Raw genomic sequence first — 13,377 nt, 5'->3', positions numbered from 1 at the left:
GTCCTCGTCGACCCGGCCGCGGGTCCCACCCGGCCCGTACCGGTGGGAGCCGCGTCAGCGCATCGTGTTCTACGACTGTTGCCAGTTGTACCAGCAGTAACTGTCACCGTCCCGCTGGGTGGTCGGCTCACGACCGCAAATCGGTGAGCAGTTTCCGGGTACGGGCCGCCGCTGCGCCGCCGTCGAATACGGCCCCGACGAATTCGGTGGCGCCCGCGTCGAAGATGTCTCGGATGCGCGCGGACACCTGTTCCTCCGAACCGATGATCGCCAGATCCGCGGGACCGTCCACTCCCTCCCGATCCATCATGGCCCGGTACGAGGGCAGCGTCCCGTAGACCGCGAAGGTTTTCGCGGCCTTCTCCCGCGCCTCATCGGGATCGTCGGTGACCAGCACCGGAAGCGAGCACACCACCCGTGGGGCGGGTCGGTCCGCATCGGCGGCGGCCGCGGTGATCGTCGGCGCGATATGGTCGCGAATGGTGGCCGGGCCGGTCATCCACAGCACGGTGCCGGCGGTGCGACGACCGGCCAGTTTCAACAACCGGGGGCCCAGCGCCGCCACGAGCACCGGAATCCGGTCCTCGTTTCCCACGGTGAGCGCCAGCTCGGCGCGGAGGGTCTCACCCGAATACGACACCTGCTCACCCTCGAGCAGGGGGATGAGGATCGACAGGTACTCCTTCATATACCGGGCCGGGCGCTCGAAGTCGTAGCCGAACATGTTCTCGATGACGACCCGATGCGACAGCCCGATCCCGAGCGTGAGCCGACCGGGGCCGACCGCGAGCGCGGTGGTGCGCGCCTGCTGGGCGAGGGCGCCCGGGTGCCGGGGGTAGGTAGGGACCACGGAGGTGCCGAGTTCGATTCCCGGCACCCGGCTGCCGGCGACGGCGAGCGCGGTGAGGGCATCGGCGCCGAAGATATGCGACAGCCAGGCCGAGTCGAAACCCTCGTCGGCGGTGCGTTGCAGTTCGTCGGTCAACCGGTGTAGGCCGTCGGGGCCGGAGGGCTCGGTGAGCAGGATGCCGATTCGCACGGCGAAGCTCCTAACGTCGTCGGCGGGACACCATGATCGTGTCGAGCCTACGCGCGGTGTGGAGCCCGCCTCACGTACCCGGCGCGACCACACCGTGGTCGCGCCGGGTACGTGCCGAAGGCGGTACCGAAATCGAACGAAACGATCAACGGCGGCGACGGAGGGCGAGGAACGCCACGAGCGCCGGCAGCAGCCCGCCGACCACCACGACGATCCTGCGATCGTCGCCGACCCCGGCAGCCCGCAACGGTCGATCGGTTCGGCGGGTCGCCGGGGCCGCGTCGCGGACACCTCGGGAGCGGGTTCCGCCGCGGCAGGGGTCTCGGTAGCGGTGTCGAGGGCGTCGGTGCTCGGGACCGGATGCGGCCGCCCTACCGAGAGAGTCGACCATGCGCGAACTTGCGACGCACCTCTTGCGTCGGCACGCTGAATACGTCTGATACACGCTCGCCACGGTGATCGGTGTCCGCGGCAGCGCGCCTGCGCGGTCTTCGCCGACCGCGACCGCGCTCCCGACGCGGACGAGGTGGTCGTCGACTGGCCGCATCGATACCTACGGAGCACCCCGGTCGATGCCCGCACGGTGATCTGTGTACTCACCCACGATCCGAAATTCGATATTCCCGTCCTCACCGACGCCTTGCGGTTGCCCGTCGCCTACGTCGGGGCAATGGGAGCACGTCGGGTCGACCGTGAACGCCGCGCCCGACTGCGGCAGGTCGGGCTCACCGAAACGGAACTCGCCCGGCTGCATTTGCCGATCGGCCTGGAACTGGGCGGGCGGAGTCCGGAGGAAACCGCCGTCGCCATCGGCGCGGAAATCGTCGCCGTGCGATGCGGAGGATCCGCCCGCCCCCTGTCGGCGACCCGTCGCCCGATTCGTCCGGGAGGCCACGAAATCGACGACGAGACTGTTCCATCGGCGATGCGGCGGCTGTCATCGGACGCCGCGCGGCGCTGAGTCCTGCCCGTTCTCCGTGGCGGTTGTGTGATCGATTATTTCGATCACGAGTCGGCGAACAAACACCGGCGAAAGGCATTGTGTGGCAATGTGTACGAACCACGGCCGCTCGAATCATATCGGAGGCCGATGGGTACGGAGGGAGATCAATCGAATGACAGGCGGGGTGGAATGAGTGGGGGATCCGAACGTGGGGGCCGCTCGAACGTCGAACGTTGGACGATCCTCGGGGGTATCGCGGCGGTTGTGGCCATTCCCATCACCATTCTGACCTCTGTCGCGCAGTGTTCGACGAACTCGACCGGCGCACCACCACCGTCGACCGTATCGTCTTCCACCATCTCGACCGCTGCCCCGGTCTCTGTGGAGAGCACAGCGACGACAGTTCCGTCGTCCTCCGGTTCGACGACGGTTTCGTCGTCCGTCAAGCCCTCATCCGACAAACCCGTGATCATCATGGATCCCGACAGCGGTGTGCCCGAGAGTCGCATCACCGTTCACGGCACGGGCTTCAGACCCGGTGAACGGGTGCGGATCACCTGGGCGCCCGGGTCCATTCTCAGTGAGGTGCTACGCGAAGCCACCGTTACCCCCGATGGTTCCTTCGGCATAGAGGTAACCATTCCCAACGGCTACAACAGTGTGTACGACAAAGGGGGGTCGATCCGGGTTCAAGCCGTCGGTCTTGCCAGTGAGCGATCAGCGGATACCTATTTCATCGTCGAGCCGAAATGAGCGGTCCGGTCCCGAACCGCCGGCGCGACGATCGCGCCTCGTCTGCCGAGCACGGGTGGAGAGAGCATCGCTCGAACGGGCGGATCAGATAGGCGAAATTCCGGGTACCCGTCCACGTCCCCGGGTGATCTACGATCTTCGCCGCACAGGTTCGGGGCGGCGCCGAGGGGAGTGTGCGTCCCGACCCGGTTTCGGGTTGCACGATTGACCGTGCTGTCGGGGGCTCGCTAGGGTCGAATTCGTCCACCGGTGACCGATCGAGCGCCGGAGGTGAGGACCATGACGGATGATGTGCTGTCGAACGATCGAGGCGCATCCGCGGGACATCGGGCCGATGTCGTGGTCGTGGGCGGTGGACCCACGGGTATGACCGTCGCCGGGGATCTGGCCCGATGCGGTCGGTCCGTGACCGTTCTGGAGCGATGGCCGGAGGTCAACCCGCACAGCCGGGCATTCGTCACCATGGCCCGGACACTGGAGGTCCTCGAGGCCCGGGGATCGGCCGACGAACTGCTCGCGCTCGGCCACCCCATGACGACGGTGAACCTGTTCGGCGGAGCTCGTATCGACCTCGACCATCTGCGCTCCCGTTACCGCTATGCGCTCGTCACCCCCCAGGACAATGTCGACCGGCTCCTCGGTCGCTATGCCGAGGCCCAGGGCGCCATCGTCGTCCGTGGGGTCGAGGTCGTGGATCTCACCCAGGACGGTGACGGCGTGACCTTGACCGCGCAACCGAAGGGTTCCACCGACCCCGGTGAACGCAGCACGTGGCGCGCCTCGTATGTGGTCGGTGCCGACGGCGCCCACAGCACGGTCCGGCGTTTGGTGGGCGAGCCGTTCCCGGGCCGGTCCGTATTGTCCTCGGTCGTCCTCGCCGACGTCGAGCTCACCGACGGTCCCACCGACGCCGGTCCGGTCCTCGGCAGCACCGCACGCGATATCGGGTTCCTCGTGCCCTACAACCGTCGCGGCGCCCACGGGTCCTGGTACCGGGCGATGACCTGGGATCGCCGGCACCAGGTCGCCGACGATGTTCCGGTGCGCCGCGACGAGGTGGTCGAGGTGCTCACTCGGGCCATGAAACGCGATGTCGGTGTCGTCGACATCGGTTGGTGCTCTCGGTTCCACTGCGACGAACGTCAGGTCGCGCACTACCGCAGGGGACGGGTGTTCCTGGCCGGCGACGCCGCCCATGTGCATTCTCCGATGGGTGGGCAGGGGATGAACACGGGCATCCAGGACGCCGCGAACCTGAGCTGGAAGCTCGACGCCGTGCTCGGCGGCGCCGACGACGCGGTACTCGATACCTACCATGCCGAGCGGCATCCCATCGGCCGACGGGTGATCCGGCAGTCCGGACTGATGATGCGCAGCATCCTGATACACCCGCCGATCGCCCGGGCGCTGCGCGATCTCGTCGTACCACCATTCCTGCGCTTTCCCCTTGTTCGGGATCGGGTGGTCGGCAGCTTCGCAGGGACCGAACTGCGTTATCCGCGTTCGGCGGGACAGCACCGCCTCGTCGGCACCCGGGCCACCGAGGTGCCGCTCCGTGAGGGCCGATTGACCGAGTTGCAGCGCACCCCCGGGTTCGTTCTGGCCCGCGAACACGGCGGCCCCGTGGCCACCGGACCCGTCACCGCCGGTCTACGGCAGGTCGAACGGCTCGACAACGGTCCCGCGCTGCTGATCCGACCCGACGGCTATATCGCCTGGGCCGGGCCGAGCGCCGCCGACCGGGGCGGAAACGAGTGGGTGCGGGCGCTCGATCGATGGACCGGCCGCTGCGCCCCCACCATGGTCTGAGGCGCACCCGGCACCGCGGCCACCACGTCGACGGCTGCTCCAACGATTTCGGTGCGATCGCATTGGACAAGGTTTCGAGTGCGGCCGTCGCCTGCTCGGGTGACCACGGCCCGGTCGGATCTACCGGCACATCCACGTCTTTCGACGATCCGGTGTCGTCCGCCCGGATGACCGCCACGGTGTGTGCGATCAGCGTGGTCGGTGGAGCGGATATGGCGGAGGTTCGGGTATGTCGGTGGTGCATGCGAGGATCCGCCGTATGAGTGCCACCGGGGACGATGTCCGCAGCTATGCCCTGTCCTTACCGGAGACGACCGAACAGTTCACCTGGGGAATGCCGACATTCCGGGTCGCGGGCAAACTGTTCCTGACACTTCCGGAGGACGAGACCTCGATGGCGGTTCGCTGCCCGATCGTGGACCGGGACGAACTGGAAGCGATCGTCGTCGACTCGTGGCAACAGGCCGCGCCGCGCCGGCTGCTGGAGGACGCCGGATGACCGGACTGTGTGTCCAGCGCGTTACTTTCTGTCGACGGGATCGCCGGATCGTCGTAGCGTCGAAGGGGTGATTGCTCCGGAACACCTGCCCACCACCGCGGGCGAGTTGCGTGCGGCGGGATATCTGCCGCGTGACGTGAAGACCGAGATTCGGGAGAATCTGCTGGCCCGGCTCGGGGCCGGCGAGGACCCGTGGCCCGGTATCGTCGGCTTCGACCGGACCGTCCTGCCGCAGTTGGAACGCGCGCTGCTCGCGGGCCACGATATCGTCCTGCTGGGCGAACGCGGCCAGGGCAAAACCCGGTTGTTGCGCACCCTGGTGGGCCTGCTCGACGAGTGGACCCCCGTGATCGCGGCCACCGAACTGGGGGAGCATCCCTTGGCCCCCATCAGCCCCGCCGGTATTCGGCTGGCCGCGGAACTGGGCGATGCCCTACCCGTGGCCTGGCGGCACCGCTCCGAACGTTACGCCGAGAAACTCGCCACTCCGGACACCTCCGTCGGCGACCTCATCGGTGATGTCGACCCGGTCAAAGTGGCCGAGGGACGCAGTCTCGGCGACCCGGAAACCATCCACTTCGGTCTGGTGCCGCGCGCCCACCGCGGTATCGTCGCCATCAACGAGCTACCCGACCTGGCCGAACGCATTCAGGTGGCGTTGCTCAATGTGATGGAGGAACGCGATATCCAGGTCCGCGGCTACACCCTGCGGCTGCCGTTGGATGTTCTGCTGGTCGCCACCGCCAACCCCGAGGATTACACCAACCGCGGCCGGATCATCACCCCGCTGAAGGACCGGTTCGGCGCCGAGGTCCGCACCCACTACCCGCTGACCGTCGAGGCCGAGATGAGGTTGGTGCGGCAGGAGGCCGAACTGGTGGCGGAGGTGGGCGACCCGCTGATCGAGGTACTCGCCCGGTTCGTGCGGCATCTGCGCGACTCGGACGCCATCGACCAGCGTTCCGGTGTATCGGCCCGGTTCGCGGTCGCCGCCGCGGAAACCGTGGCCGCCGCCGCCCGTCGCCGCTCGGCGATCACCGGGGAACACCCCGCCGTCGCCCGCCCCATCGACCTGGAGGCCGTGGCGCCGGTCCTGCGCGGCAAACTGGAGTTCGAGCACGGCGAGGAGGGGCGGGAACAGGAACATCTCGTGCACCTGCTGCGACGTTCGTTCTCCGAGACCGCGCGCGAGCGCCTCGGTGGTCTGAACCTTCGGCCGTTGGCGGAGGCGGTGGCCCACGGCAGTCTGGTCACCACCGGGGAACGGGTGACCGGTGAGGAGGTGCTGTCCGCTCTGCCCGAACTGCCGATCCTGCACGAGGTCGCGGCCCGGCTCGGGGTGGATGCCGCCGACCCACCCGCCCGAATCGCTGCCGCCGTCGAATTCGCCCTCGAGTCCCTGTACCTGGCCCGACAGATCGCCAAGGACTCCGCCGACGGCTCCGCGGTATACGGAAAATAATTGCCCGAGCGGAAGATTCGATGACATCACCCGATCGCTACTCCTACGGCCCCTATCACGATGGGCCCGATCCGCTGGCGCCCCCGCTCGACCTGCGGGAGGCGTTGGACCATATCGGACGTGATGTGATGGAGGGCAGCTCGCCGCGTACCGCGCTACAGGAACTGCTGCGGCGCGGCACGAGTTCGGTGCGTGGCCTGGAGGATCTGACCCGCCGGCTGTGGCAGCGGCGGGCGGAGATCTCTCGTCGGCACCGTTTGGACGGAACCCTGCAACAGGTCCGGGAACTGTTGAACGAAGCGCTGGACGCCGAACGCCGGGCCCTGTTCCCGGACCCGTCCGACGATGCCCGATTCGCCGAGGCGCAGTTGGATGCCCTGCCGTCGAGTACGGCCGCCGCCGTCAACGAACTCGCCGACTACGCCTGGCGTTCCGAAACCGGTCGGGAGAACTATCGCAGGATTCGCGGTCTGCTCGGCCGGGAACTGCTGGATTCCCGCTTCCAGGGTATGAAGCAGGCCCTGCAGAACACCTCACCGGAAGATGTCGAACGGATCCGGCGGATGATGTCGGATCTGAACGACCTCCTCGCCGCGCATGCCCGGGGCGAGGACACCGACCGGCGTTTCGCCGATTTCATGGCCGAACACGGTGAGTTCTTTCCGGAGAATCCGCGGGACATCGAGGAATTGATCGATGCGCTCGCCGCCCGCGCCGCCGCCGCGCAGCGCATGATGAACTCGATGACCGCCGAACAGCGGGCGGAACTGTCCCAGCTGATCGGTCAGGCCTTCGGTGATCCGCGGATCGCGGAGCAGGTCGCCGCGCTGGATGCCAACCTGCGGGCATTACGCCCCGGCGAGGACTGGACCTCCTCGCGCCGATTCCGGGGCGAGGATCCTCTGGGGCTCGGCGACGGTGCCCAGGCGCTCCAGGATCTCGCCGAACTGGACGCGCTCGCCGAACAATTGGCGCAGTCCTATCCGGGCGCCACCATGGAGGACATCGATCTGGATGCCCTGGCCCGCCATTTGGGCGACGAGGCGCGCGTGGACGCGGCCGGACTGGCCGAATTGGAACGGGAGCTGCGTCACCAAGGCCTGTTCGAGCGCGCCCCCGACGGTTCGCTGCGCCTGACGCCCAAGGCGTTACGACGGCTCGGTGAGGTGGCGCTGCGGGATATCGTGGGACAGTTGCGTGCCCGTCGCGGACAACGGGAAACCGCTCTCGCCGGCGCCGCCGGTGAACCCACCGGCGCCACCCGCCCGTGGCAATTCGGCGATACGGAGCCGTGGGATGTGTCGAGAACCGTTCGCAATGCCGTGCTGCGGTCGGCGTCGACGGGTGATCGCCGGGTTACGCTGGATGTTTCCGATGTCGAGGTGGTGGAGACCGAGCAGCGTTCTCGGGCGGCCGTCGCATTGTGTGTGGACACCTCGTGGTCGATGGTTCAGGACGGCCGTTGGGTGCCCATGAAACGCACCGCCCTCGCCCTGCATCACCTCATCAGCACCCGTTACCGCACCGACGAACTGAGCGTGATCACCTTCGGTCGACTTGCCAAAACGGTCGATATCGGCGAGCTGACCGCTCTGGACGCGGTATGGGAACAGGGCACCAATCTGCACCATGCCCTGTTGTTGGCCGCGCGGCATCTACGCCGGTATCCCGGTGCGGTGCCGGTCGTACTCGTCGTCACCGACGGCCAGCCCACGGCCCACCTCGAACCGAACGGTGATTCCTACTTCGACTGGCCACCGCATCCACACACCCTGGGGGTGACCATGGCCCAGGTCGACGCCTTGGCCAAACTCGGTGCGTCCATCACGGTGTTCATGCTCGGCGAGGACTCCGGATTGGCCGCTTTCGTGGACCTGATCGCCCGGCGCAGCGGCGGCCGGGTCGTGGCACCGGACGTGGACGGTCTCGGCGCCGCTGTGGTCAGCGACTACCTGCGCGGCCGCCGGGGTCGCCGGTAGTTCGGACGATAGATCGTCGGCGATCAGCGCGTCCCGAGCTCGTCGATATCGGCGAGGACCTTCCTGTGCCAGTCGATTTCGGCTCGGATGCGCATCTTGGCGTGCGCCACGATCAGATCGTCGGCGACGCTCTGGTCGGGCCAGCGTCGGTCGAGTTGGTGGTCGAATTGCTGTTCACGGGCCACCAGCACCGCGATGCGATCTTCGATATAGCCGCGTAGCAGCTCGCGGTCGAGGTCGATGCTCATGGCGAGGGCGAGGTCGATCGGGTCGGGTTTGAGCTCGAATTCGGTGAATGCCTCGTCTCGAAGTGCCCGAAGTTCTCGAACCCCTTCGGGGGTGATCTCGTAGACGGTCCGGGCCGGCATGGACCCGTCCTGCTCCGTGCGTACGGCGCGGATCAGGCCTTCGGCTTCGAGACGATGCAGTGCGCCGTACAGCGATCCCGGCTTCACCTGGGACCAGAGTTCCGCACGATCCAGTCGCGCGTCGCGCCGAATCCGATGACCGTGCATGGGGCCGTGTTTGGCGAGGGCGCCGAGAACGAACAGTCGGGTGGGATTCACCTACCAAGTCATACCAGAGTACTCAAATATGAGTAGCCTCTTTGTATGGCTATTCGACCGATACTCATCGCCGGGGACCCGCGTCTGACGGCACCCGCCGTCCCGGTAACCGTTTTCGACGACGAGCTCGCCTCGTTCATCGAGGACCTCTACGAGACGAACACCGCCGCGCACGGCGCCGGACTCGCCGCCAATCAGGTCGGCGATCCGCGGGCGATCTTCGTGTTCGACCTGGTCGACGCGGGCCGACGGCCCCGGGGTTGCGTCATCAACCCGGTGATCGAGACATCGCCCCTGCCCGAGACGATGCCCGACCCCGACGATCTCGAAGGGTGCCTGTCGGTTCCCGGTGAGCGCTATCCCGCCGGTCGAGCGGAGTGGGCGAGGGTGAGCGGTGTGGACGGTTCGGGAAACCCGCTGTCCGTGGAGGGCACCGGTTACCTCGCCCGCTGTCTACAACACGAGACCGACCACCTCGCCGGGCGCCTCTATCTGGACCGCCTGATCGGTCGAAACCGTCGCCATGCGCGCAAGATGGTCAAGCGACGAGGATGGACCGAGCCCGGTAACCAATGGTTACCCGGAGTGGATCGTGATCCTTTCGGCCGGTGAAACCGTCCACGGCGGCAACGCTTCATCGTTCACGACCGGGTCGTCGGTGGGCGATCAGGGTTTCGCGGTAGTGGGTCCGTTTCTCAGGAGCCGAATACGGTGGTGAAATCGATCTGTCGCAGGGGGTTGGCCAGGGCGGTGACCACGCAGGTGCCGACCGCGCTGTCGCGGTCGTAGAGGGTGGCGACGCCGATCGAGATGCCGTCCGCGGCGACGGTGTGGTCGGCGCGCAGCCCCAGTTCGTATCCGCGGGGCAGCCTGGCCAGGGTGAGGGTCATATCGACATTGATATAGCCCGCGCCGCGAGATCCCCAGTGGCAGACGAGGTTGGTGGTGTCGCCGAGGAGAGCGGCGCGTTGGAACGGAGTGATCGGCTCGCCCGTGACGAGCGGGGGCAGGCTGTGCCAGGAGATCTTGCGGTCGGCATTCTGATTCGTGACGAAGTCGCGGCTCCACTCTCGATCACCGCTTTTGAACAAGGGCGGTGAACCGTTCGGCGAAACACATCCCCGGGGTGGTACGGGCAGATCCGATGCGGGTTGCCAGACCCGCCCCGGTGGGATCGCGCCGGTAGGGAGGAAGACCGCCGTGGCCCGGACCCGAGGCTGCCCGTTCTGCACGATGGAGGCATCGGCGATCGTCTGCCGCTCATCCCGGTGGGCCATCGTGCTGCATACCCGCAGTGGCGCGTTGGCCACGGGTCGGAACAGGTCCACGGTCATTCGTGTCGGGATGAAGCCGGTCGCGCAATGGGTTTCGAGTCCGCGGGCCAGGAGCCCGCAGATGGCGTGACCGCCCAGCTGGTCCGACGCCCACTGACTCACCGCGAGTTCTTCGGCCACGAGGAGATCCCCATATGCGGTGAAGAAACCGACCATCGGTGTTGCTTTCCTTCGAGAGTGATCGGGCGAACCCGTTGTAGTGCAACACCTTATACGCACGTCATGAACACGCGACGGGGTATAGGAGCGGAATACCGTTGACCGCCAGGCGATTCGACCGTGCGCGGCAGGTTCGTCGGTGACGGCCGGTACTGCGCGTCACCCAGGTCGGCCGAGACGCTGCTCGCGGTGACGAACCGGATTCTCCGCTCGCCGGCCAGTGCCCGGGCCATTCGGGTGATCGCGTGTTCACCCGCCGTGTAGTGGACCATGAAGGGCTGCATGACGACTCCGGATGCGGAGCCGATCAGGACGATGGAACCCCCGCGCCCGTCTTCGATGATCGTGCGGCCGGTCGCCTCGACCGGCCGCACCGTTTCGGCTGGATCATCCGGTGTCGCGGAGTCGTAGCGGATCGGGGCGGCAGCGGGCCGTACAGGTCCACGGCGATGATATCGGCGCCTTCGCTCGCCGAGCGCACGGTGCGGGCGCGTCCTCGATCGCGTGCCGCTCCGGTGATGAAGGCCGTCTTGCCGGTTGGTCGACCACTCACTTGTCCTCCTGTCGGCTTCGGATACGTCCGACCATTGGGGGTCGAGATCGAAGCGAGTGCATCGGCCCGTGGTGCCGGACGGCCTCGGTTCGCCCCGAAAGATTTTCTCGTCAGTGGATTTCGGGGTGGCTCATCCCTGGCGCACCGCGTATTCGTCCAGGGACGGCGCGAGGTGTGCGAAGGCTGCGTCCACCTGCGGCGCCAGCGCTTCGGCGATCATCTCTTCGGATTCACCCGCCACCGTGCGGCGCAATGTCTCCTCGAACAGCACCCGATGCACCCCGGCCAGTTGGGCGGCGGCGATTCGGGCGTGGAGATCGTCGGCGGGGGCGGCGGTGGCCTCGGCCAGGGCGTCGGCCAGAGCGCGTTCCCGTTCGTCGTGGAACTCCCGTAGACGGGCCGTCAAGGCGGGGCTGGTGGTGATCATGCGGGCGAACTCCGGGCCGGAGAATCCGATCACGGGGTCGTGGGCGGCGACACCGGCGCGATAGGCGCGGTGCAGTGCGGCCAGTGCCGATTCGCCCACGGCGCGTTCGCGCACGGTGCGCGCGAGTCCGGTCACGAACTCCTCGTGCAGATCGAGCGCGAGGTCCTCCTTGCGGGGGAAGTAGTTGGTGACGGTCATCTTGGCAACCTCGGCGGCGGCTGCGACCTCGGCGATGGTCACATTGTCGAATCCGCGCTCCAGGAACAGGCGGGTGGCGTGGTGGGAGATGTTCTCCCTGGTTTGCTGCTTTTTGCGGGCTCGCAATCCGGGCTGCGGGGCGGCGTGTGTGCTCATGCGAACAGGATATCTAGGTTGGCTACAAATTAATACTTGACATTTCTTTATGCTGGTCATAAATTTATGTCGGTCAGTCTTCGACGTTCGAATGAAGGAGCACGCCCTGCGCATCACCCACGATCGGACGAACACCACACCGAACCTCGGTGACAACCGAATGGGAGCCGATCTCATGGCCGATATCACCCTCGGGTCGTTCCCGACGGGATCGACGGACAATCTGCCGTCGATCCTCCGCCGATCCACCGTCGCACCGTCGGGTCCTCGTCCGCCGCACCCGCGTGACGCGTTCGAGCGGAAACGAGGTGTGCGAAACCGCGTCGGTCGACCGGATCGCATACCGCCCCATCGCTTGCTGCGTATCCCCGGACGACGGTGACGGACCGGGGTGGGACCTCATCAGAGGTCCCACCCATGGCCACCGCAACAGCCGCGGCAGAACCCGGAGGGTCTTCATGTCAATCCACAGCATCCACACGACCGCCCCGAGCACGGACCCCATCCGGGACTACTTGAATCGGATCGGGCGAACCACGCTGCTCACCGCCGAACAGGAATACGAACTCGGCGAACGTATGGCCGCGGGCCTGCGTGCCGAGCGATATCTGGCCGAAAACCATTCGAACGGAGCAGAACTCACCGATGCGGAACGACGAGCGCTGCTGCGAACGGTGCACACCGGCCGGCGCGCGAAGAACCGGATGATCGAGGCCAATCTGCGACTGGTGGTATCGATCGCCAAGCGCTACCCGGCGCCCACCGGTATGTCTCTGTTGGACCTCGTTCAGGAGGGCACCCTGGGCCTGATCCGCGCGGTGGAGAAGTTCGATCACCGCCGCGGACTGAAGTTCTCCACCTACGCCACCTGGTGGATCAAACAGGCCGTCGGGCGAGCCATCGATGAGAAGGGCCGTGCCATCCGCATCCCCTCGAATGTGACCGAGATACTCAACCGGGTGTTACGTGCCCGGCGAGCGCTGGACCAACGACTCGGACGTGACGCCACCGCGCAGGAGATCGCCGACGAGATCGGTGTGCCCGTCGACCGGGTGCGGAATGTGCTGAGCCACTCCCGCGCCACGATCTCCCTGCACGGTGTGCTCGGTGACAGCGAGACCGAACTCGGGGACCTCCTCCCCGATCGGGCGCCGGATCCCTCGGATACGGTCGCCGCCGCGTCGATCCGCCCACAGCTCGACGCGGCACTCGCCGCGCTCGCCGAACGCGAGGCGCAGGTATTGACCCTGCGCTACGGCCTCGACGGCGGCGAGCCGCGGACCTTGGAACAGGTCGGGCGTCTGCTGGGTGTCTCCCGCGAACGCATTCGCCAGATCGAGGCCAAGGCCATGGCGAAACTCCGCAAACCCGCAGGTATGCGCCGGCTCGCCGACCTGCTCACCTGAGCCGTCGGCGCGCCTGTGCGGACCGACACAGCCGGGCGCGGTAACGATCCCGGAGCCGGGCGCGACGTCCTTGATGACATACGGCCTGTCGGGG

At 67.1% G+C, this 13,377-nt stretch carries 11 protein-coding genes and 2 pseudogenes; 8 read left to right on the top strand and 5 right to left on the bottom strand.

Going from position 1 to position 13,377, the window contains the following annotated elements; genetic code table 11:
• Positions 1-127: 127 nt before the first annotated feature.
• Positions 128-1,039 (bottom strand): TIGR03564 family F420-dependent LLM class oxidoreductase, encoded by a 912-nt coding sequence (locus ON32_RS20520; RefSeq protein ID WP_040792563.1) that lies wholly within the window; start codon positions 1,037-1,039, stop codon positions 128-130.
• A gap of 487 nt (positions 1,040-1,526) precedes the next feature.
• Here ON32_RS20520 and ON32_RS20510 point away from each other — a divergent pair.
• From ON32_RS20510 to ON32_RS20475, 6 genes and pseudogenes are all read left to right on the top strand, one after another.
• Positions 1,527-2,000, top strand: a pseudogene (locus ON32_RS20510) (XdhC family protein); the annotation flags it as partial.
• Between the two features lie 246 nt (positions 2,001-2,246).
• On the top strand, positions 2,247-2,735 hold the full coding sequence (locus ON32_RS29030) for a hypothetical protein (RefSeq protein ID WP_157224262.1): 489 nt from the start codon (positions 2,247-2,249) through the stop codon (positions 2,733-2,735).
• A gap of 270 nt (positions 2,736-3,005) precedes the next feature.
• Positions 3,006-4,544: an FAD-dependent monooxygenase gene (locus ON32_RS20495; protein WP_373284334.1), complete on the top strand. Its 1,539-nt coding sequence runs from the start codon at positions 3,006-3,008 to the stop codon at positions 4,542-4,544.
• Between the two features lie 259 nt (positions 4,545-4,803).
• Positions 4,804-5,043, top strand: a complete 240-nt coding sequence (locus ON32_RS20485) for an MmcQ/YjbR family DNA-binding protein (protein WP_040792557.1) — start codon at positions 4,804-4,806, stop codon at positions 5,041-5,043.
• Between the two features lie 67 nt (positions 5,044-5,110).
• Positions 5,111-6,505, top strand: a complete 1,395-nt coding sequence (locus ON32_RS20480; RefSeq protein WP_040792556.1) for an ATP-binding protein — start codon at positions 5,111-5,113, stop codon at positions 6,503-6,505.
• Between the two features lie 20 nt (positions 6,506-6,525).
• On the top strand, positions 6,526-8,484 hold the full coding sequence (locus tag ON32_RS20475; protein ID WP_040792555.1) for a vWA domain-containing protein: 1,959 nt from the start codon (positions 6,526-6,528) through the stop codon (positions 8,482-8,484).
• 23 nt (positions 8,485-8,507) lie between these two features.
• Here ON32_RS20475 and ON32_RS20470 read toward each other — a convergent pair whose 3' ends face one another.
• Complete coding sequence (locus ON32_RS20470) at positions 8,508-9,050, bottom strand: PadR family transcriptional regulator (protein WP_040792554.1); 543 nt, start codon at positions 9,048-9,050, stop codon at positions 8,508-8,510.
• Between the two features lie 45 nt (positions 9,051-9,095).
• Here ON32_RS20470 and ON32_RS20465 point away from each other — a divergent pair, with 45 nt between their 5' ends.
• Positions 9,096-9,662 (top strand): peptide deformylase, encoded by a 567-nt coding sequence (locus ON32_RS20465; RefSeq protein WP_040792553.1) that lies wholly within the window; start codon positions 9,096-9,098, stop codon positions 9,660-9,662.
• 83 nt (positions 9,663-9,745) lie between these two features.
• On the opposite strand, the gene ON32_RS20460 is transcribed toward ON32_RS20465, so the two are convergent.
• The 3 genes and pseudogenes from ON32_RS20460 to ON32_RS20450 all read right to left on the bottom strand — a co-directional run bounded on the left by ON32_RS20460 (position 9,746) and on the right by ON32_RS20450 (position 11,877).
• Entirely contained in the window at positions 9,746-10,540 is a 795-nt protein-coding gene (locus ON32_RS20460) for a thioesterase family protein (protein WP_040792552.1), read from the bottom strand.
• A 179-nt stretch (positions 10,541-10,719) separates the two neighbouring features.
• A pseudogene (locus ON32_RS30265) lies at positions 10,720-11,096 on the bottom strand (SDR family NAD(P)-dependent oxidoreductase); the annotation flags it as partial.
• 130 nt (positions 11,097-11,226) lie between these two features.
• Positions 11,227-11,877, bottom strand: coding sequence for a TetR/AcrR family transcriptional regulator (locus ON32_RS20450; protein WP_040792551.1), 651 nt, complete (start codon positions 11,875-11,877; stop codon positions 11,227-11,229).
• A gap of 458 nt (positions 11,878-12,335) precedes the next feature.
• Here ON32_RS20450 and ON32_RS20440 point away from each other — a divergent pair, with 458 nt between their 5' ends.
• Positions 12,336-13,283: a sigma-70 family RNA polymerase sigma factor gene (locus ON32_RS20440; RefSeq protein WP_040792549.1), complete on the top strand. Its 948-nt coding sequence runs from the start codon at positions 12,336-12,338 to the stop codon at positions 13,281-13,283.
• Positions 13,284-13,377: the final 94 nt, after the last annotated feature.

It is taken from the genome of Nocardia paucivorans NBRC 100373, assembly GCF_000308675.1.
GTDB classification, from domain to species: domain Bacteria; phylum Actinomycetota; class Actinomycetes; order Mycobacteriales; family Mycobacteriaceae; genus Nocardia; species Nocardia paucivorans.
This window is presented reverse-complemented; position numbering and strand designations above follow the sequence as displayed.